The organism is Streptomyces sp. NPDC031210, from assembly GCF_055570395.1.
The window spans coordinates 46,292-66,412 of the sequence record NZ_JBVIHH010000018.1 but is presented as its reverse complement, the minus strand read 5'-3'; the positions used below and the strand labels follow the sequence as shown (position 1 = coordinate 66,412).

General features: G+C 71.0%; 20 protein-coding genes and 1 tRNA gene. 12 read left to right on the top strand and 9 right to left on the bottom strand.

The genetic code is table 11. From position 1 onward, the window contains the following. The first annotated feature begins 1 nt into the window (after position 1). From ACZ45Z_RS28155 to ACZ45Z_RS28110, 10 genes are all read left to right on the top strand, one after another. Complete coding sequence (locus tag ACZ45Z_RS28155) at positions 2–307, top strand: hypothetical protein (RefSeq protein WP_468368064.1); 306 nt, start codon at positions 2–4, stop codon at positions 305–307. Positions 308–384: 77 nt separating this feature from the next. Further along, positions 385–2,604: a cell division protein FtsK gene (locus ACZ45Z_RS28150; RefSeq protein WP_468368062.1), complete on the top strand. Its 2,220-nt coding sequence runs from the start codon at positions 385–387 to the stop codon at positions 2,602–2,604. 140 nt (positions 2,605–2,744) lie between these two features. After that, entirely contained in the window at positions 2,745–2,996 is a 252-nt protein-coding gene (locus tag ACZ45Z_RS28145; RefSeq protein WP_468368060.1) for a hypothetical protein, read from the top strand. A gap of 27 nt (positions 2,997–3,023) precedes the next feature. Next, the gene (locus ACZ45Z_RS28140; protein ID WP_468368058.1) at positions 3,024–3,212 is read left to right on the top strand and encodes a hypothetical protein; all 189 of its coding nucleotides are present in this window, start codon (positions 3,024–3,026) and stop codon (positions 3,210–3,212) included. 10 nt (positions 3,213–3,222) lie between these two features. Beyond that, positions 3,223–3,828 carry a hypothetical protein gene (locus ACZ45Z_RS28135; RefSeq protein ID WP_468368055.1) on the top strand — a complete coding sequence of 202 codons (606 nt, stop codon included), beginning with the start codon at positions 3,223–3,225 and terminating at the stop codon, positions 3,826–3,828. A 59-nt stretch (positions 3,829–3,887) separates the two neighbouring features. Continuing rightward, positions 3,888–4,127: a hypothetical protein gene (locus tag ACZ45Z_RS28130; protein ID WP_468368291.1), complete on the top strand. Its 240-nt coding sequence runs from the start codon at positions 3,888–3,890 to the stop codon at positions 4,125–4,127. Positions 4,128–4,242: 115 nt separating this feature from the next. After that, complete coding sequence (locus tag ACZ45Z_RS28125) at positions 4,243–5,658, top strand: DNA cytosine methyltransferase (protein WP_468368052.1); 1,416 nt, start codon at positions 4,243–4,245, stop codon at positions 5,656–5,658. 102 nt (positions 5,659–5,760) lie between these two features. Then, the gene (locus ACZ45Z_RS28120) at positions 5,761–7,737 is read left to right on the top strand and encodes a YfjI family protein (protein WP_468368049.1); all 1,977 of its coding nucleotides are present in this window, start codon (positions 5,761–5,763) and stop codon (positions 7,735–7,737) included. 361 nt (positions 7,738–8,098) lie between these two features. After that, a complete protein-coding gene (locus tag ACZ45Z_RS28115; protein ID WP_468368047.1) occupies positions 8,099–8,308 on the top strand; it encodes a helix-turn-helix transcriptional regulator in 210 nt (69 codons plus the stop codon). Next, a complete protein-coding gene (locus tag ACZ45Z_RS28110; protein ID WP_468368044.1) occupies positions 8,308–9,669 on the top strand; it encodes a tyrosine-type recombinase/integrase in 1,362 nt (453 codons plus the stop codon). Before ACZ45Z_RS28115 ends, ACZ45Z_RS28110 begins: the two co-directional genes overlap by 1 nt. Positions 9,670–9,822: 153 nt before the next feature. Here the strand turns inward: ACZ45Z_RS28110 and ACZ45Z_RS28105 are convergent. Further along, positions 9,823–9,904, bottom strand: a tRNA-Tyr gene (locus ACZ45Z_RS28105). 188 nt (positions 9,905–10,092) lie between these two features. Here ACZ45Z_RS28105 and ACZ45Z_RS28100 point away from each other — a divergent pair. After that, the gene (locus ACZ45Z_RS28100) at positions 10,093–10,581 is read left to right on the top strand and encodes a YajQ family cyclic di-GMP-binding protein (protein WP_468368042.1); all 489 of its coding nucleotides are present in this window, start codon (positions 10,093–10,095) and stop codon (positions 10,579–10,581) included. A 171-nt stretch (positions 10,582–10,752) separates the two neighbouring features. Further along, positions 10,753–11,478 (top strand): hypothetical protein, encoded by a 726-nt coding sequence (locus ACZ45Z_RS28095; protein WP_468368040.1) that lies wholly within the window; start codon positions 10,753–10,755, stop codon positions 11,476–11,478. Between the two features lie 64 nt (positions 11,479–11,542). Here the strand turns inward: ACZ45Z_RS28095 and ACZ45Z_RS28090 are convergent, their stop codons facing one another. The 8 genes from ACZ45Z_RS28090 to ACZ45Z_RS28055 all read right to left on the bottom strand — a co-directional run bounded on the left by ACZ45Z_RS28090 (position 11,543) and on the right by ACZ45Z_RS28055 (position 20,088). Further along, positions 11,543–11,935, bottom strand: a complete 393-nt coding sequence (locus ACZ45Z_RS28090; RefSeq protein WP_468368037.1) for a YccF domain-containing protein — start codon at positions 11,933–11,935, stop codon at positions 11,543–11,545. A gap of 136 nt (positions 11,936–12,071) precedes the next feature. Continuing rightward, the gene (htpX, locus tag ACZ45Z_RS28085) at positions 12,072–12,935 is read right to left on the bottom strand and encodes a zinc metalloprotease HtpX (protein WP_468368034.1); all 864 of its coding nucleotides are present in this window, start codon (positions 12,933–12,935) and stop codon (positions 12,072–12,074) included. Positions 12,936–13,113: 178 nt separating this feature from the next. Next, entirely contained in the window at positions 13,114–14,694 is a 1,581-nt protein-coding gene (locus ACZ45Z_RS28080) for an NADH-quinone oxidoreductase subunit N (RefSeq protein WP_468368288.1), read from the bottom strand. Between the two features lie 8 nt (positions 14,695–14,702). Next, positions 14,703–16,343: a complex I subunit 4 family protein gene (locus tag ACZ45Z_RS28075; protein ID WP_468368031.1), complete on the bottom strand. Its 1,641-nt coding sequence runs from the start codon at positions 16,341–16,343 to the stop codon at positions 14,703–14,705. A gap of 100 nt (positions 16,344–16,443) precedes the next feature. Next, on the bottom strand, positions 16,444–18,441 hold the full coding sequence (locus ACZ45Z_RS28070) for an NADH-quinone oxidoreductase subunit 5 family protein (RefSeq protein WP_468368028.1): 1,998 nt from the start codon (positions 18,439–18,441) through the stop codon (positions 16,444–16,446). Then, a complete protein-coding gene (nuoK, locus tag ACZ45Z_RS28065; RefSeq protein ID WP_468368025.1) occupies positions 18,438–18,818 on the bottom strand; it encodes an NADH-quinone oxidoreductase subunit NuoK in 381 nt (126 codons plus the stop codon). The genes ACZ45Z_RS28070 and nuoK overlap by 4 nt, the downstream gene beginning before the upstream one ends. Further along, positions 18,818–19,471: an NADH-quinone oxidoreductase subunit J family protein gene (locus tag ACZ45Z_RS28060; protein WP_468368022.1), complete on the bottom strand. Its 654-nt coding sequence runs from the start codon at positions 19,469–19,471 to the stop codon at positions 18,818–18,820. Before ACZ45Z_RS28060 ends, nuoK begins: the two co-directional genes overlap by 1 nt. Then, complete coding sequence (locus ACZ45Z_RS28055) at positions 19,468–20,088, bottom strand: 4Fe-4S binding protein (protein WP_468368285.1); 621 nt, start codon at positions 20,086–20,088, stop codon at positions 19,468–19,470. Before ACZ45Z_RS28055 ends, ACZ45Z_RS28060 begins: the two co-directional genes overlap by 4 nt. Positions 20,089–20,121: the final 33 nt, after the last annotated feature.

The following is a 20,121-nucleotide window of genomic DNA, read 5'->3' as shown; positions in this document are numbered from 1 at the left end:
GATGCGTCGCCCGATCCGTGGCGCTGACCTGTTCAACGCGGTGATGGACACGGCCGACTGGCGCTGCCAGTGCGAGGGCGCATGCGGCCGCACCCACACGCGCGGCGGGATGTGCCGCGAGAGCCACGACCACTTCACCCGACTCGTCATCGCCCCCAACCAACCGACCGGCACCACCACCGACGCGGAAGTAACCGACCCGAAGCGGCTTCGGGCCTGGTGCCCCCGCTGCGTCGCCAGGGTCAGCGCCGCCGCCAGGGCGGCGGCTCTTGAGGAACAGCGCCAAGCAGCTCAGTCCCTCTTCTGAAACAGCGCGGGGCCTGGTCCACCCGGCCAAGGACAGCGACCAGGCCCCGCCGCCCTCCCGTTCTGGAAGGAACGTCAGTGAATCACGACGACGAGAACGAACTGTTCAACCGACTCGAAGCCGACATGACCACCAACGACGGGCCCGACTCGGGGGCCGACGTAGTGGACCTGAACAAGGCCCGGTCGGCGCGTAGCGAGTCGGCCGCCCCCGTGCCCACCGAGTCGGCTGATCCGTCGGCCGACTCGACCCCGCCCGAGTCGGCCGACGGATCAGGCCGAATCATGGTGGAGGTACCCGAGGCGAAGAGCCCCGGATACCTCGGCCGGCTGATAGGAGCCAAGCGCCGGGCGATCATCCCCGAGTGGCTGAAGTCCACCCAGGAGCTGAAGACCGCTGCTGGCTGGGTAGCTGGTCACTACGGCCACATGGCCGGGTACCACGCCTTCCGTGCACCCGCCTACGCCGGACGCCTGGCCCTTCAGGCGCCCCGCGGTGCGGCGAAGTTCCTGGGCGGCACGATGCGTTGGGTCTCCGACGCCGAAGGCGATCCGGTGCGCCGCGCCATGGTGCAGAAGGAGGACGCGGCCACGTACCTGAAGCTGTCGCGTCAGCGGGACGGTCGGGTGCGGCTTCGCACGCTCGTGGTCATCCTCGCCTCCGTCATCGGAGTCGGGGCGGCCCTCGCACTGTACGTGCTGGCTCCGGGGTGGCTGATGGGGGTATCGGTCGGCGCAGTGGTGCTGGCGCTGGGGTGGGCCGGGGAGTCGGCCGACTCGCCCGTGATCAGGCACGCGGTGGAACTGCCGACCACGCCGCGCCTGACGGATGCGATTGTCCTGCGGGCGCTCGCCGCCCTGTCCATCTCGCAGATCAACCAGGCGATCGCCAAGGGGCGCGAGGGGTTCGTGTTCAAGGCCCCGATCACCCGTGACGGTCCGGGTTGGCGCGCTGAGGGCGACCTGCCTTACGGCGTGACCGTCTCGGACGTGATGGACCGCCGCGACCGGCTTGCCTCCGGCCTTCGTCGGCCGCTGGGCTGCGTGTGGCCGGAGGCGGTGCCCGACGAGCACACCGGCCGCCTGGTGCTGTGGGTGGGCGATCAGGACATGTCCAAGGCCAAGCAGCCCGCCTGGCCTCTGGCCAAGTCAGGCTCGGTGGACCTGTTCAAGCCCACCGCCTTCGGCACCGACCAGCGCGGACGCTGGGTGGAACTGTCCCTGATGTACATCTCCGGCATCGTGGGCGCCATCCCGCGCATGGGCAAGACGTTCCTGCTGCGCCTGCTGCTGATCATCGCCGCCCTGGACCCCAGGGCGGAGCTGCACACCTACGACCTCAAGGGCACCGGCGACCTGGACCCCGTGGGAGAGAAGTGCTCCTACCGCCACCGGGCCGGCGAGGACGACGACGACATCGAGTACGCCATCGTCGACTTGCGGGCGCTGCGCGAGGAGCTGCGACGCCGGGCGAAGATGATCCGCTCCCTTCCGCGCGACATCTGCCCCGAGTCCAAGGTGACTTCGGAGCTGGCCAGCATGAAGAAGCTGGGTCTGCACCCGATCGTGATCGGGGTGGATGAGTGCCAGGTGTGGTTCGAGCACCCCAAGTACGGGGCCGAGTTCGAGGAGATCTGCACCGACCTGGTCAAGCGCGGCCCCGCGACCGGCATCACGCTGCTGTTGGCCACCCAGCGGCCCGACTCCAAGTCCCTGCCCACCGGCATCAGCGCGAACGCCTCCACCCGGTTCTGCCTGAAGGTCATGGGCCAGATCGAGAACGACATGGTCCTGGGCACCGGCTCCTACAAGCGGGGCATACGGGCGACGATGTTCGCCTGGGGCGACAAGGGCATCCACTACTTCGTCGGTGAAGGCTCCGACGCCCGCATCGTCCGCTCCGTCTACGTGGACGCCGTCGCGGCCGAAGCCATCGCCGCACGGGCCCGCAAGCTGCGGGAAGACGCCGGCACTCTCACCGGCCACGCGGCCGGAGAGGCGCCCGAGGAGAACACCGCAGCAAGCTACGACCTGCTGCGCGACATCCTGGGCGTGGTGCCCGTCGAAGAGGCCAAGGTCTGGAACGAGACCGTGGTGGGCCGCCTCGCGGAGCTGCGACCGGAGGTCTACGACGAGTGGGCCGCCGAACAGCTCTCCGCGGCACTCAAGCCCTACGGCATCGAAACCGTCCAGATCGGCCGCCGCATCAACGGCAAGGTCGTCAACCGGCGCGGCATCGAACGCGCCCACATCACCGCCACCGTAGCGGAGCGTGACAAAAAGCGCGATGCGGACTGAGGCTCCGGGGCCGCTATCGCTAGCAGTGACCCTCGCTAACGTTAGCGGCCCCGCTAGCGCCCCACACCACATCTGATCAGGCCGCTAGCGGATAGCGACCCACCTGCGGAAATCCCCGAAAACCGCCCTGGAGGCCGCTCATGACCCCCAACAGCCTTGCTATCGCCTGCCTGCTCATAGTCACTCTCTGTTATGTGACTCTGTGTGCGGTGAGCCCGTTCGGCAACTGCCGCAAGTGCAAGGGCTTCGGCTACGCCCTCAAGACCGACCGACGCGGACGCCTCCGCCCCGGCAAGACCTGCCGCCGCTGCCACGGCGACCGCAAGCGCATCCGCGTCGGCCGCCACCTGTTCAACGTCGCCGCCCGCATCCACCGCGACGGCACCCGCTGACCGCCACCTCACGCCAAGGAGGCCCCTGTGGCCGTCACCATCTCCCTCGTCGCCCTGTTCGGCCTGGTCCTGTTCTTCCTGCTGAGGTCCAAGACCCTCGGCTACGGCTCCGCGTTCATCGCCATCATGTTCGGCTTCTTCCTCGCCTCCACCGGCGCCTCCGGCCCCATCAACCAGCTCGCCCACGCGGTCCTCGACGCCGTCCGCAACCTGTGAGGAGCTGGCCGTGAACGGACACCGCACCTCCCGGCACTGGCTCGCCGCAGCGGCCCCCAAAGCCGCCCCTGCCCTAGCCACCTCCACAGTGCTGATCCTCGCGCGCATCTGGAACGCCAACGGCGCCGAACACTCCGTCGGCAACGCCGCCTTGATGACCGCGCTCTCCCTCGGCGCGGCGGTGGCCGGCGCCGTCGCATCCGTCGGCCGCGCCGGGGACGGCGTCATCGCGGGCACCGCGTTCGCCACCTCCGGCGCCCTGGCCCTGGCCGGGGTCGCCGGGTACTCCGACGGCTGGTCGCTGCCGCTGCTGCTATGGGCGCTGGCCACCGCCGTGGCGTACGGCCTGGCCGCGAGGCACTGGCACAGCGACCACCGCGAAACCGTCGCCCACCAACGGCACACCGCTGAGCGGCGCGAGGAACACGCCCATATCGAACGCGTCGAAGCCCTCCGCGCCGGGGCACAGATCGAGGTCGCCCACTCCGGCGCTGCCTACGCCGAACAACTCGCCACCGCCCTCATCACCCGCGCCGCCCTCCCCGGCTTCAACCCGCAGGCCCTCACCGACGCGGGCCTGCCCGAACTCCCCAGCACAGAGAGGACATCCGCTTGAGTCACCGAGCCTTGCCCCGGCTGCGTTTCCAGCGCGCCACCTGGCCCCGTCCGGCGCTGATGCTGACCGACACCCCCCGCCCCGACTGTCGCGTCTGCGAGGGCATCGGCGGCATCGAGCGTGAATACGGCCACCCCGAGACCGGCGAGTACGACGGCTCCCACTGGGAGCCCTGCGAGTGCTGGAACCAAGACCGCCGCTGGGTCCTGCTGCCCCTGCCGCGCCTGCCCCGACGCCGGCGCCGCACCGGCCGCGCCCCGTGGGGCGCCGACGGCTTCAGCGACGAACCCCCCTTCTGATCGTCAGTCCCACCCCAACGCCTAGACGCGCCCGAGGGCGGCGGCACTCCCGTGCAAAGGACACCGCCGCCGCCCCCGGCCCCCCGCCCTGCCCGACGACTCACCAGGAGGCCAAGTGCTGACCCTGACCGACCTGTTCTGCGGTGCCGGAGGCTCCTCCACCGGCGCCATGACCGTCCCGGGTGTGACGGTGCGGATGGCCGCCAACCATGCCCGCCACGCCGTCGACACCCACCAGGCCAACCACCCCGACGCCGACCACGACTGCGCCGACCTCTCCCAGGTCGAACCCCGCCGCTACCCCAAGACGGACATCCTGTGGGCCTCCCCGGAGTGCACCAACCACTCCATCGCCAAAGGCCGGCGGCGCGGACACGGCGCCCACTCGGACGGGCTGTTCGCCGAGGACGGCACCGACGAAATCGTCGTCCGCTCCCGCGCCACGATGCACGACGTCCCCCGCTTCGCCGAGGTCCATAACTACCGGGCGGTCATCGTGGAGAACGTCGTGGACGCCTACTGGTGGGGCCCCGAACAGGTGCCCGGCGCCGCCTTCCAGGCGTGGCTGTCCACCCTTCACGCGTGGGGCTACGAGCACCACATCGTGTGGCTCAACTCCATGCACGCCGCCGCCTTCGGCCCCGCCGCGCCGCAGTCCCGCGACCGCATGTACGTGGTCCTGTGGCGCAAGGGGGAGCGGGCCCCGGACTTCGGCAAGTGGACCCGCCCCTGGGCCGACTGCCCCGCCCACGGCCGCATCCGGGCAATGCAGGCGTTCAAGCGCCTGGACCGGCGCTGGGGCCGCTACGGCAAGCGCGCCCAGTACCTGTGGCGCTGCCCCCGCACCGAGTGCCGCAACACTGTCGTGGAGCCCGCTGTGCGGGGCGCGGCCGAGGTCATCGATTGGAGCCTTCCCGCCCGCGCTATCGGGGAGCGCAAGCGGCCCCTCGCGGCCGGCACCATGCGCCGCGTCCGCGCCGGATTCGCTGCGTTCGCTGAACCGCCGACCGTCCCCGTGGAAGGCCGGGACGGCAAGAAAGCCGCCCCTGCATCCTCGCCCCTGCGGACCGTCACAACGCGGAACGAGACGGGGCTCGCGCTGCCGCCCTACATGGTCGAACTGCGCGGCGGCGGATCCTCCCACCGCTCCATCGCCGCGCCGCTGGCCACCGTGTGCGCGTCCGGCAACCACCACGGCATCGTCACCACTCCGGACCTGGTCGTGCCCTACTACTCCAACGGCACCGCCCGGCCCGCCACCCAGCCCCTGCCCACCGTCACCACCGTGGACCGCCATGGCGCCCTGTACGGCGGCTCGGTCACCTCGGTGGAGGAGTGCCGCTTCCGGATGCTGGAGCCGCACGAATACGCCGCCGCGATGGCATTCCCCGAGGGCTATCGACTACTCGCCAAAGACAAGCGCACCCGGGTGCTGATGCTTGGCAACGCGGTGACCCCGCCGGCCGCCCGCGACCTGATCGCCATGGTCGCCGAAGCCCTCACGGGCGAAGACCTGGACGTTGCGGCCTGACCTGACCTATGACGCCCGAGGGCGGCGGCACTCCCGTGCAAGGACACACCGCCGCCCCCGGTCTCCCCGCACTGCCCGAAGACAGAACAGGAGACCCCCAGCATGACATCTGAACCCGCGGCTGAGCAGTACGGCACCGTGCTGCCGCTGCGCGGCGCCGCCAGCATCGACCGGACCCCGCCGCAGGACCTGGAAGCCGAACAGGCCGTTCTCGGCGCCATGATGCTCGCCCCGCAGATCATCTCCGAGGTCATCGCCGCGATGGACCCAGCCGACCACTACCTTCCTGCCCACGAGACGATCCACCGCGCGCTTCTCGACCTGCACGCCCAGGGCCAGCCCGTGGACCCGATCACCCTCGGCCACCATCTGGAGCAGGCCGGTTCCATCGCCCGCGTGGGCGGAAAGACCTACCTCCACACCTTGGTAAAGGCGGTCCCGACCGCCTCCAACGCCGCCTATTACGCGGAGATCGTGCACGGCAAGGCGCAGCGGCGCCGCAGCATCGAAGCGGGCACCCGCATCATCCAGGCCGGGATGGCGCCGGACGCCACGGACGACGATTTGCGCGAAGCCCTGGCCCTGGGGGCGCAGACCGTGCCGGAGGTATGGGCAGAGCCGATCCCCCTCAACCACCAGCCCAAGCTCCCGCCCTTCCCTGTCCAGGCCCTCCCTGGCTGGCTGGGGGATTACGTCGCTGCGGTGGCCGAGGAAACCCAGACGCCACCCGACATGGCGGGCGCCCTGGCACTGTCGGTCCTGGCCACCGCCGCCGGCGGGCGCGCGGTGGTGCAGGTGCGTGGGCGCTGGCGGGAGCCGACCAACCTGTTCGTCGTCGTCGCACTGGGCCCGGCTAACCGGAAGTCGGCGGTATTCGCCGCCATGACCAGCCCGCTCTACCGGTCCGAGGCGTTGCTCGTCGCCGAGGCGTCTGGACGCATCGTGGAGGCTGAACTCACCGCCAAGATGACCCAGGAAGCCGCCGATAAGGCCGCGTCCAAAGCGGCCTCAGCGGAGGGCCCCGAGCGGGACGGACTGGTAGCTGAGGCCATCGCCCTCGCCCAGGCCGCTGAATCCCTCAGCGTGCCCGCCCGGCCCCGTCTGCTGGCCGACGATGCCACCCCCGAGGTCATCGCTACTCTGCTGGCCGAGCAGGGCGGACGGCTTGCGGTGATGTCCGCCGAGGGCGGCATCTTCGACATCATCGCCGGCCGTTACTCCGGCACCCCCAACATGGAGGTGTTCCTCAAGGGCCACGCCGGCGACCGGCTGCGGGTGGATCGCCGCAGCCGCGAGGAGTACATCGAAGCCCCGGCCCTGACCATGGGCCTGGCCGTGCAGCCCGCCGTCCTGGAAGACATCGGCAAGAACCGCGGCTTCGACGGCAGGGGCCTGCTGGCCCGCTTCCTGTACTCGCTACCCGAATCCCTCGTCGGCTTCCGGAAGATCAACCCCGACCCGGTGCCAGAGGCCCTCGCCGAACGCTACGAGCGCAACGTGCAGGCCCTGACCCTGTCCCTGGCGGACTGGACCGATCCCGCCGTCATCCAGCTCACCCCGGCAGCGGACGTGGCGCTGATCGCCTTTGAGAACCGCCTTGAGCCGCAGCTCCGGGCCAAGGGCGGCAGGCTTGGCCACGTCGGCAAGTGGGCGGGCAAGCTCATTGGCGCCACCGCCCGTATCGCCGGCCTTCTGCACTTGGCCGACCACCTCGAAGACGGATACGGCAAGCCCATCAGCGAAGCGACCATGGGCGCCGCCATCGAGCTGGCCGACTACTTCACCGCCCACGCCCTGACGGTGTTCGATCTCATGGGCGCCGACGCCACCCAGGCGCGTGCCCGCACGCTGCTGGATGTTCTGGCCGCGAACGGATGGGAGAGCGTCAGTCGCCGCGACCTGTTCGCCAAGCTGTCCCGCTCCGAATTCCCTACCGTCGCCGACCTCGAACCGACCGTCGCCCTTCTCGAAGAGCACGGCTACCTCCGCAGTGACACCCCGCCCCGCACCGGCAAGCGTGGCCGCCCGCCGGCCCCCCGGTACCTCGTCCACCCCGAGCTTCGGGAGGGCCAGGTATGAGCGCCCGCACGGCTCCCCACGCAGGAACCCAGCCGCACAAACCGCAAAATCGCAAAAATACGCGCCGCACCCGCTCTGACCAGCCCAGGAACCCCGCGCAGGGCCCCGGCAACAGCCAGCCGCAAAAACCCGCGAAAGTCCCGCAAAAATCAACCGCCGCACCCCCGCCCAGCAGGGTCCCGGGCCCCGCCGCCTATTTCTGCGGCGATTTCCGGGATTTTTGCGGCAGCCACGACCAGCGCCAGAAACCACCTGTTTCCGCAGGTCAGACGGCATGCTCCGGGGTTTTTGCGGATTCTGCGGTTTCTGCGGCGCCCACCGCGTCCGGAGCACGAACCCCGAGTCCTGAAGGAGGCACCACGTGAGCACCCAAGTCCACAAGCGCCGAGCACCCGCCGACGAGCTTCTCCCGCTGGCCGTCGTCCTCGAAGAGATCGGCATCACCCGCGCTTCTTGGTACCGCTGGCGGAACCGGGGCCAGGGCCCCCGCACTCACCGCCTGCCCAACGGCCGTCTGCGCGTCTGGCGCAGTGACCTCGATGCATTCCTCGCAGAAATGGACGTGGCGTAGTGGCGTGGAGCTACACCGTGAAGATCTGGGCCATCCGGAAGCGCGACTACCGGAAGCCCTACCAACTCCGCTGGAAGGTGGGCATCCGCCCGCACTCGGAGTCGTTCCTCACGCTGGGCCTGGCGGAGAGCCGCCGGGCCCAGCTCATTACCGCCACCCGCGAGGGTGAGCCGTTCGACGTGGACAGCGGACTGCCGAAGTCCATGGTCGACAAGGAACGGGACATCTCGTGGTACGAGCACGCCCGCAAATACATCGGGATGAAGTGGGACGACTCCCCCGGCAACACACGGCGCACGCTGTCCGAAGCAATGGCGACGGTGACGCCCGCCTTCGTGAAAGACACCAAGGGGATGCCGGACGCCAGAGTCGTCCGGCGCGCCCTCTACAGCTGGGCCTTCAACAAGAACCGCTGGGATCAGGAGACGCCCGACGACGTAACGAAGGTGCTGGACTGGTTCAAGCGCAAATCGCTTCCTGTGTCCGCGCTCTCGGAACGCCTGCTCGTACGGGCCGCCCTCAACGCCCTCTCCAAGAAACTGGACGGCAAGACAGCCGCACCGGGCACGATCAGCCGAAAGCGCGCAATCTTCTACAACTCTCTTGAGTACGCGGTGGAGGCTGATCTCCTCAACGACAACCCGCTCGATCGCATCAAGTGGAAAGCACCGGAGCAAGTGGTGGACGAGGTGGACCCGGCCTGCGTGCCGAACCCCGCGCAAGCGGCCAAGCTTCTGACCGCCGTGCGGGACCAGAGCAAGCGCGGTCGGCGGCTCGTGGCGTTCTTCGGCTGCATGTACTACGGCGCCGCGCGGCCGGCGGAAGTCATTGGGCTTCGGCTCCAAGACTGCGACCTACCGCGTCGCGGCTGGGGCCTGCTCAGGCTCAGGGAGACCCGCCCCCGCTCCGGCACGGCCTGGACAGACAGTGGCGAGGCGCACGAGAAACGGGGCCTGAAGCACCGCCCGCGGAAAGCGGTCCGGCGCGTACCGATCCCGCCCGAACTGGTCGCCCTGCTGCGATGGCACCTCACCGCGTACGGCGCGGCCGCCGACGGTCGGGTGTTCCAGACGATGCGCGGAGGGCTCATCCAGGACACCGGGTACGGCGAAGTCTGGGCTGAGGCTCGCGCGCGGGCCCTGAGCCCGGCTGAGTCCGAGTCGGTGTTGGCCAAGCGCCCGTATGACCTTCGTCACGCTGCGGTGTCTACGTGGCTCAGCTCCGGCGTGGAACCTCAGCTTGTCGCCGAGCGCGCCGGCCACAGTGTGGCCGTGTTGTTCCGTGTGTACGCCAAGTTCCTCAAGGACGGGGACGCGGCCGCGAACGCCAAGATTTCCGCCCGCTTGGGGCAGCGCGGCTGACAGCTCAGAAATCCCGTCCACGCCCCGTCCACACACTTCGAGATAGGGCGTTCGAATGCGAGACGGAGCGAGACAGTACGGCCGCCGCGAGGGCGCATGACAAAGGGCCCCTGGCCTGCGATTTCCGCAGGCCAGGGGCCCTTTGCTTTCCTGTGGCGGCGCCAGGATTCGAACCTGGGAAGGCGAAGCCGGCAGATTTACAGTCTGCTCCCTTTGGCCGCTCGGGCACACCGCCAGGGTTTGCTGCCGGGAGATCCGCTGTGGGCGGCGCTCTGTGGCAACGACGTAAACCATACCCGATGGCTGGGGGTGGTCCGCCACTCGATTCCACAGCGCTGGATCATGCCGGGATGGCTAGGCTTGCGGGGCGGTCCGGCACGGGCCGTAGCCCTGACGGATCTACGTACGAGGAGCCAACTCAACATGGCCGACTCCAGTTTCGACATCGTCTCGAAGGTCGAGCGGCAGGAGGTCGACAACGCCCTCAACCAGGCCGCCAAGGAGATCTCGCAGCGCTACGACTTCAAGGGCGTGGGCGCGTCGATCGAGTGGTCGGGCGAGAAGATCGAGATGCGGGCCAACGCCGAGGAGCGGGTGAAGGCCGTGCTCGACATCTTCCAGTCCAAGCTGATCAAGCGCGGGATCTCGCTGAAGTCGTTGGACGCCGGGGAGCCGCAGGCCTCGGGCAAGGAGTACAAGATCTTCGCCTCGATCGAGGAGGGGATCTCCCAGGAGAACGCGAAGAAGGTCGCCAAGATCATCCGCGATGAGGGCCCGAAGGGCGTCAAGGCGCAGGTGCAGGGCGACGAGCTGCGGGTCAGCTCGAAGAGCCGGGACGACCTCCAGGCGGTGCAGCAGTTGCTCAAGGGCAAGGACCTGGACTTCGCGATCCAGTTCGTGAACTACCGGTAGGTGCCGCCGGCCGGCGGGCGCGGGTGCGGTCGCCGGGAGGGTGGCCGGGTGGGGCGGTGTGCCGTGGGCGCGCCGCCCCACCGGCGTTCCGGGGGCCGCCGCACAGGTGTGCGCTCAGGGCGCTCCCAAGGGGCTTGACCTCAAGTCCAGTTGAGGTCGCAGGCTGTGGGCATGAACACGAGCGATGAGATTTCAGCCGGCATGTCCACCGCGTTCGTCGCGGACGTCTTTCCGGAGATCCGGCGGCCGGATGCCGGCGCCGTGCTGATCAGCGAATGGGACACGGGCGGCCCCGAGGCGCAGGCCGCCGTCCTGGAGGGCGTGGCCGGCGCCTGGGCCCGGACCCCGCTGCCGGACGGCTTCCTGTCGCGGGTGCTGCTGGCGGGGACGGATGGCCGCAGCGTGCTCAACTACGCCCAGTGGACGAGCGTCGCGGCACACGAGGAGTTCGTACGGAGCGAGAAGACGGGGCTGCGGGAGCGGATCGCGGCGGCGCTGGAGAAGGCCGGTGACGTGGACGCCGAGCGGCCGACGCGCTTCCGGCTGTATCGGAGCCTGCTGCCCCAGGGGGTGGCGCCCGCGCCGGGGTGTGTGGTGCGGGTCGCCTTCCGGACGAGCGGGCACGAGGCGGCCCGGGAACTCGTCGACGGTCTGATGGAGATGTTCGGCGGCCGGCAGGACGGTGACGGCGGGATCGCCTCGCACTTCCACATCAGCGAGGACGGCACCCGGCTCGTCAACTACAGCGAGTGGCGGGACGCGGAGTCCCACGAGCGGGTGATCGTCCCCAAGCTGGGGAGCGACGGGCCGGTGATGCGGTTCATCGGCGGGCTCCCGGGTGTCGAAACCCTGGGCTTTCGGCGCTATGTGACGCCTCGGGGGCTCGTGCGGGCGTGAGCCGGCCGGATGGACACGGGCCCCGACCCGGCCGGGTCGGGGCCCGATCGGCGCGCGGGAGCGTTCAGCGGGTGGCGAAGGGCTGGTCGGTGGGGACGATGTCGCGGCCGAGCGGGACCAGCGAGACGGGGATCAGCTTGAAGTTGGCGATACCGAAGGGGATGCCGATGATCGTCACGCACAGGGCCACGCCGGTGACGATGTGGCCCAGGGCCAGCCACCAGCCCGCGAAGACGAACCAGATGACGTTGCCGATCGCCGAACCGGTCCCGGCGTCGGACCGCTGGACGGTCGTCCGGCCGAAGGGCCACAGGGCGTAGCCGGCGATGCGGAAGGACGCGATGCCGAAGGGGATGGTGATGATCAGGACGCAGCAGATGACGCCCGCGACGACGTAGCCGAGGGCCAGCCACAGGCCGCTCAGGACCAGCCAGAGGATGTTGAGCAGGAACTTCATGAGCGGCAGCCTTCCACAGGCACGGCGGGTGAGTGTGTCTGCTGGGAAGGACGCGCTGGTGGGGCGAAGAGTTGCGGGGAGGGTGGGAGCGGGGGCGTGCCGTTCGGGTGGCTCAGGGGCGTGGCGATCCGGGGGCTCAGGGGCGGTGGCCGCCCATCTGTTCGAGGCGGGCGATGCGTTCGCGCATCGGGGGGTGGGTGGAGAAGAGGCGGGACATGCCCCCGCCCGCGCGGAACGGGTTGGCGATCATCATGTGGCTCGCCGTCTCCAGGCGCGGCTCGGGTGGCAGTGGCAACTGCCGGGTGCCCGCTTCGAGCTTGCGCAGGGCGGAGGCGAGGGCCAGGGGGTCGCCGGTGAGCTGGGCGCCCGAGGCGTCCGCCTCGTATTCGCGGGAGCGGCTGACGGCCAGTCGGATGAGGGAGGCCGCGACCGGCCCGAGGATCATTATCAGCAGCATGCCCAGAATGCCGGGACCCTCGTCATCGTCGGATCTGCCTATGGGAATCAGCCACGCGAAGTTGGCGAGGAACATGACGACGGAGGCGAGCGCGCCGGCGATGGACGAGATGAGGATGTCGCGGTTGTAGACGTGGCTGAGCTCGTGGCCGAGGACGCCGCGCAGCTCACGCGGGGTCAGCAACTGGAGGATGCCGTCGGTGCAGCAGACGGCCGCGTTGCGCGGATTGCGGCCGGTGGCGAAGGCGTTGGGGGCCTGCGTCGGGGAGAGGTAGAGGCGGGGCATGGGCTGGCGGGCGGCCGTCGACAGCTCGCGGACCATGCGGTAGAGGTCGGGTGCCTCGAACTCGCTGACGGGGCGCGCCCGCATGGCCCTGAGGGCGAGCTTGTCGCTGCTCCAGTAGGCGTAGGCGTTGGTGCCCAGGGCGACGACGACGGCGATGACCAGGCCCGTACGGCCGAACAGGCTGCCGATGGCGATGATGAGTGCGGACAGTCCCCCGAGGAGTACGGCGGTCCTGAGCCCGTTGTGCCGGCGGTGCACGGTACGCCCTCCAAGCGGTGCGGCAGGGGAACCCTTTGCTCGTTGTCTCCACTCTCCAGTGGACCCTTACTCACTGGTCAACGCCAGATGAGCAAGGCTGGTTCCCTTGTGCGCGCGGGGCGGGGCCGGACGGGGTACGGGAGGGCGCGCGCCGGCGTTACGGGTGCCGGCCCGTCTGTCAGAGCAGCGCGCCCGAGGCGAAGCGCAGGACGAGCTGGGGGGCGCCGGACAGGGCGATGCCGAGGACGGTGGCCAGGGCGATGGCGGCGGTGAGGGCCGCCGGGATCGGGGCGCGTGCCGGCCCGGCGGTCACCGCTCCGTCCGCCTCCAGCGCGTACGCCTCGGGCTCGCCGGCCGCGGGCTCACCGGCCTCGGCGCCGCGGAAGAGGACCGCCGTCCACTGGAGGTAGTAGTAGAGCGCGATGACGACGTTGACGGCCATGACGACGGCGAGCCAGCCCAGGCCCGCGTCGACGGCCGCGGAGAAGACCGTGACCTTCGCGAACAGGCCGATGATGCCCGGCGGCAGACCGGCGAGGCAGAGCAGGAAGAAGCCGAGGGCGAGCGCGGACAGGGGGCGGCGGGCGTACAGGCCCCGGTAGTCGCTGATCCGGTTGGCGGGGCTGGTGCGGGCCACCAGGGCGGCGACGGCGAAGGCGCCGAGGTTCACGGCCGCGTACATCAGCGCGTAGGCGACGGTGGAGCCGATGGCGTGCGCCGGGTTGTCGGCGTAGCCGGCCGCCGCGATCGGCACCAGGAGGTAGCCGGCCTGGCCGACGGAGGACCAGGCGAGCAGGCGGACGGCGCTGTGCGCGCGGCCCGGTTCCTGGCGCAGGGCGGCGACGTTGCCGACGGTCATGGTGAGCGCGGCGAGGACGGCCAGTGCCGGGCCCCAGACGTCGGCGTACGAGGGGAAGCCCTGGACGGTGACGAGGATCAGGCCGGAGAAGCCGACGGCCTTGCCGACCACGGAGAGGTAGGCGGCGATGGGCAGCGGGGCGCCGACGTAGGTGTCCGGCACCCAGAAGTGGAAGGGGGCGGCCGCCGTCTTGAACGCGAAGCCGACGAGGGTGAGGGCGACGCCGGCGCTGGCCAGAGTGGCCAGCCGGGGGTCGGGCAGGGCGGTCAGGGCGTGCGCCACCCGGGAGAGGTGGAGGCTGCCGGTCGCCGCGTACAGGAAGCTCACGCCGAGCAGCATCACGGCGGTCGCGGCCACCGAGGAGAGGAAGAACTTCAGGGCCGCTTCGGAGGAGAGCCGGTCGCCGCGCCGCATGCCGACCAGCGCGAAGGCGGGCAGCGAGGCGACTTCGAGGGCGATGACGAGGGTGGCCAGGTCCCGGGAGGCGGGCAGCAGGGCCGCGCCGGCGGCGGAGGACAGCAGCAGGAACCAGAACTCGCCGGCGGGCAGGCCGTGGTCCTTGAGGGTGTCGACGGACAGCAGGGCGGTCAGCAGCGCCCCGGCCAGCACCAGGAACTGGATGACGAGGGTGAACGGGTCGGCCACGTAGCTGCACACGGACGGGTGGCCGGTCAGGCAGAACGTGCGGCGGTCGCCGTCCAGGAGGGGCAGCAGGGAGAGCGCGGCGAGGGCCAGCCCGGCGATGGCGATCCAGCCCAGCAGCGGCTTCCTGGCGGCGGGGAGGAAGAGGTCGGCGACGAGCACCACCAGGGCGACGGCCGCGGCGAGGGTGGGCGGCGCGAGGGCGAACCAGTCGACGGACTGGACCAAAGAGGTCACCGACTGGGCCGAAAGGGTCATCGGGCTGATCACTTACCGCCTCCGAGGAGCTGCTGGACGGCCGGGTCGGTGAGGCCGAGGAGGGCCGCGGGCCACAGTCCGGCGAGGACGGTGAGGGCGGCGAGGGGGGTCCAGGCCGCGTATTCGTAGCGGGCGAGGTCGGGGATGAAGGGCGCGTCCGCCGGGGGGCGCGCGGCCGCTTCGGCCGGTGTGGCGGCGCCTTCCTCGGCGGCCGCGGCGACGTCCGCGGCCGGCAGCGTGCCGCCCATGCAGACGCGGCGGACGACGAGCAGGAGGTAGGCGGCGGTCAGCAGGGTGCCGAGGCCGGCCAGCGCCATGAACGTCAGGAAGGCGGGGCGGCTGAGGCCCTCGGCCGGCCGGAACGCGCCGAACATGGCGAGCATCTCGCCCCAGAAGCCGGCCAGGCCCGGGATGCCCAGCGAGGCGACGGCCCCGAAGGCGAGCAGGCCGCCGAACCGGGGCGCCTTGCCGTACAGGGCGGCGCCCGTCTCGCCGGCGAGGGTGTCGAGGTCGGTGCTGCCGTAGCGGTCCTTGAGGGCGCCGACGAGGAAGAAGAGCAGGCCGGTGATCAGGCCGTGCGCGACGTTGGCGAACAGCGCGCCGTTGACGCCCGTCGGGGTCATGCTGGCGATGCCGAGCAGGACGAAGCCCATGTGGCCGACGGAGCTGTAGGCGATGAGGCGTTTGAGGTCGCCCTTGGCGCCCTTGCGGACGAGCGCGAGGCAGGCGAGCGAGCCGTAGACGATGCCGACGGCGGCGAGCGCGGCGAGGTAGGGCGCGAAGGTGTGCATGCCCTCGGGGGTGATGGGCAGCGCGATGCGGACGAAGCCGTACGTGCCCATCTTCAGCAGGACGCCGGCCAGCAGCACCGAGCCGACGGTGGGGGCGGCGGTGTGGGCGTCCGGCAGCCAACTGTGCAGCGGCCACATCGGGGACTTGACGGCCAGTCCGATGCCGACCGCGAGCACCGCGAGGAGCTGGACGGTGTGGCTGAGCTGCGCTTTCGGGCCGTTGTCAGTGGCGAGTGCCACCATGTCGAACGTGCCGGATTTCACGCCGATGAGGAGGAGGCCGAGCAGCATCACGACGGAGCCGAGCAGCGTGTAGAGGATGAACTTCCAGGCGGCCGCCTGCTTTTGCGCACCACCCCAGCGGGCGATGAGGAAGTACATCGGGATGAGGACCATCTCGAAGGCGAGGAAGAACAGCATCAGGTCCAGGACGGCGAAGGTGGCGAGGGTGCCGGCCTCCAGGACGAGGAGCAGGGCCACGAATGCCTTGGGTGACGGGCCCTTGGGCATGTGGAAGTAGCTGTAGAGCGCGCAGAGGAAGGTCAGCAGCGCGGTCAGGACGACAAGGGGGAGCGAGATGCCGTCGACGCCGAGGTGGATGCGGATGTCCAGCGCCGGGATCCAACTGATGTCCGTGGTGGCCTGCATGCGGGCCGGGTGGTCGTGGTCGAAGCCGGCGGCCAGGGCGATGGCCGCGGCGAGGATCACGCCGGTGACGGTCACGCCGTGGCGCAGGACGGCCTGGTCGCGGTTACGGCCCTTGAGCCCGGGCGGGGGCGGCAGCAGGGCGCCGGCCGCGCCCAGGAGGGGCAGCACGACGAGCGCCGCGAGGAGGAGCTGCAGAGCGGTGGGGTTCACGGGGTCAGGCCCTCCTCAGGGGTTCGGCTCCGGCGAGCCCGGCCGCGAGGGGTGTCGGCTGGGAGTGCGGGGCCGGGGCCCCGGGGGTGTGCGGCATCGGTCAGGCTCCCGTGCCCGTAGCGACGAGGACGGCGGCGACGGCCAGCACGAGCGAGCCCGCGAGCAGGGCGCCGAGGTAGGTCTGCACGTTCCCCGTCTGGGCGCGGCGGACGGCGGCGCCCAGCCAGCGGGGCGCGGTGCCGGCACCGCGGACGTAGGTGTCGACGACCTCGCGGTCGAGGAAGCGGACGAGGGTGGCGGCGGCGCGTACGGGCCGGACGAACAGGGCGGAGTAGACCGCGTCGAGGTGGAAGCCGACGGCGGCGTGGCGGTGCAGGGGGCCCAGGACGAGGCGGCCGGGGTCGGCCGGGTCGGGGGCGCCGGCGTTGTCGCCGTAGGCCGGGGCGTGGGTGGCGATGGCCGTCTCCTCGGAGACGGCGGGCGTGGCGTCCAGGTCGGCGACGACCGCGCCGATCGGGGCGCGGGCGGCGAGGGCGGTGGTGTGCCGCCAGGCCGCGTAGGTGACCAGGCCGCCGACGAGGGCGACGCCGGTGCCCAGGACGGAGGTGGTCAGGGTCGGGTTGAGCGAGCGGCCGTCGAACCAGTCGGGCAGGAAGGGGGCGGTCAGGCCGAGTCCGACGGTGGGGATGAAGAGCAACCACAGCACGGCGTTCATGACGATGGGCTGCCGGCCGTGGTCGGGGGCCTCGGCGCCGCGGCCCTTGAAGGCGAGCAGCCACAGGCGGGCGGCGTAGCCGGCGGTGAGCAGTGCGGTGAACAGGCCGGCGATCAGCACGGTCCAGCCGGCGGCGCCGGGGATGCCCGGCCCGTGGCCGGTGGCGGCGTGTTCGGCGGCGCCCAGGACGGCTTCCTTGGAGAAGAAGCCGGCGAACGGCGGGATCGCGGCGAGCGCGAGCAGCGCCACGGTGACCGTCCAGTAGGCGTCGGGGATGCGCCGGGCCAGGCCGCTCATCCGGGACATCGCGGCCAGCGAGTTGGTGCCCGCCGCGTGGATGATCACGCCGGCGCCGAGGAAGAGCAGCGCCTTGAAGGCACCGTGCGACAGGAGGTGGAAGACGGCGGCACCGCGGTCGCCGACGGCCAGTGCGCCGGTCATGTAGCCGAGCTGGCCGACCGTGGAATAGGCCAGGACCCGCTTGATGTCGTCCTGCGCCAGCGCCGCCAGGCCCGAGCCGACCATGGTGACGGCGGCCATGACGGCGAGCACGACCATGGCCGCGGCCGAGGCGGCGAAGACGGGCAGGAGGCGGGCCACGACGTAGACACCGGCGGCCACCATCGTCGCGGCGTGGATGAGCGCCGAGACGGGGGTCGGGCCGGCCATCGCGTCCGGGAGCCAGGTGTGCAGCGGGAACTGCGCCGACTTGCCCGCGACGCCGGCCAGCAGCAGGAGCGCGATCAGGGTCGGGTGGTCCAGGCCGTCGCGGGCGACCGAACCGAGGATTCCGGTGATGCGGAAGGTCCCGGTGTCGGCGGCCAGCGCGAAGATGCCGAAGAGGAAGGGGACGTCACCGAGCTTGGTGACGAGGAACGCCTTGAGGGAGGCGCTGCGGGCGGCCTCGGTCTCCCAGTAGTGGCCGACGAGGAAGTAGGAGCAGATGCCCATGACTTCCCAGCCGACCAGCAGCACCATCAGGTCGCCGGTGTAGACGACGAGCAGCATCGCGGAGGTGAAGAGGGAGACCAGCGCGGCGTAGGAGGCGTAGCGCGGGTCCTCGCGCAGATAGCCGGTGGAGTAGAGCTGCACGCAGGTCGCGACGACGCCGACGAGGACGGCGATGAGCGCGGCGAAACCGTCGATGTGCAGCGCCAGGTCGATGGGGACCGAGCCGGTCGGGGTGAGCCGGGTGGCGACGTCGGTGGCCGCGCCACCGCCCTGTTCGACGGCGACGCTGATGGCGAGCGCGGCCGCGGCGAGGGTCGGCAGGACGGCCAGCGGCCGGACGAAGCCGGGCGCGCGGCGTCCCAGGGAAAGGCCCGCGACGGCCCCGAGGAAGGGCAGCAGGGGGACGAGGACGGCGGTGGTCGTGAGCGTCACGCGGGGGCCTCCGCCTTGGTGTCCGGCTGCGGCTGCTGCGGGTCCCCGTCCGCCGCGTCCCTCTCGCCCGGCTGCTCGGCGAGGTCACGGAGCCGGTCGATGTCGGAGCTGCCGCGGTTGCGGTAGACGAGCAGCACGATCGCCAGGCCGATGCCGATCTCGGCGGCGGCGACGGTGATCGTGAAGAGGGCGAGGGCCTGGCCGGCGTGGAGGGTGTCGCGCAGCCAGACGTCGAAGGCGACGAGGTTGAGGTTGACGGCGTTGAGCATCAGCTCGACGGACATCAGCACCAGGATCGCGTTGCGGCGGGCGAGCACGCCGTACAGACCGGTGCAGAAGAGGAGGACGGCGAGGACGGCCGGGTAGGCGAGATGCATCAGCGCGGGTCCTCTCCCGGAGCGGGGGCCGCCGCGGGGGCGGGCGCCCCGTCGCGGGACGCACCACCCTTGCGGGCGGTGCCGCCGTCGCGCGTGGCGTCACCGTTCCTGCGGGACAGCACGATCGCGCCGACGAGGGCGGCGAGCAGCAGTACGGACAGCGCCTCGAAGGGCAGCACCCAGTGCTGGAAGAGGCTGCGGCCGGAAACCTCGGTGGAGCCCTGGACGGCTCCGTCGAGAGTGATCCAGGTGGCGCGGAAGGCGTCGACGACGACCCAGACCAGGGCCGCGGCGGCGGCGAGGGCCACGGTCAGCGCGGCCCAGCGGTTGCCCGAGTCGGCGTCCGGGGAGCGGCCGATGGGCGCCTTGGTGAGCATGAGCCCGAAGAGGAGGAGGACGACGACGGAACCGACGTAGATCAGGACCTGCACCCAGGCGATGAACTCCGCGGTCAGGAGCAGGTACTCGACGGCGATGCCGCCGAGGGCGACGACCAGCCACAGGGCGGCGTGCACCAACTGCTTGGTGGTGACGGTGACGACCGCCGCGCCGAGCGTGGCGATGCCGACGAGGAGGAAGGCGATCTCGACACCGGTGGGCGAGAGGAAGCCGGGATGGCTCCCGGCGGCCGCGACCGCGGCTGCGAGCGTCACGATTCCTCCCGGGGGGTGTCGGGTCGGTTCCGGTCCTCGGCCGGCCGGCCGGCTTCGGCGGCCGACTGGTCGGTTTCGGCGGCCGACTGGTCGGCTTCGGTGGTCTGCGGGCCGGCTGCGGCGGCCTGCCGTTCGGCTTCCTCGGCCCGCTCCTGGGCGGCGATCTTGTCCGCGGCCTTGCGGGCGGCGGCGATCTCCTTGGGCTCTTCGGCCGCCGGGTCGAGCGGCGGGGGCTCGGGCACCGTCCACATCCACTCGCGGAGCTTGTCGCGCTCGTGGGTCAGGTCGTGGATGTCCGTCTCGGCGTACTCGAATTCCGGGGACCAGAAGAGCGCGTCGAAGGGGCAGACCTCGATGCAGATACCGCAGTACATGCACAGCGCGAAGTCGATCGCGAAGCGGTCCAGGACGTTGCGGCTGCGCTCGCGTCCTCCGGGGGTGGCGGCCGGCACCGTCTCCTTGTGGGAGTCGATGTAGATGCACCAGTCGGGGCACTCGCGGGCGCACAGCATGCAGACGGTGCAGTTCTCCTCGAACAGTCCGATGACGCCGCGGGTGCGCGGCGCGAGGTCGGGCTGGACGTCCGGGTACTGCTGGGTGGAGCTCCGCTTCGTCATCGTCCGGAGCGTGACGGCCAGGCCCTTGGCGAG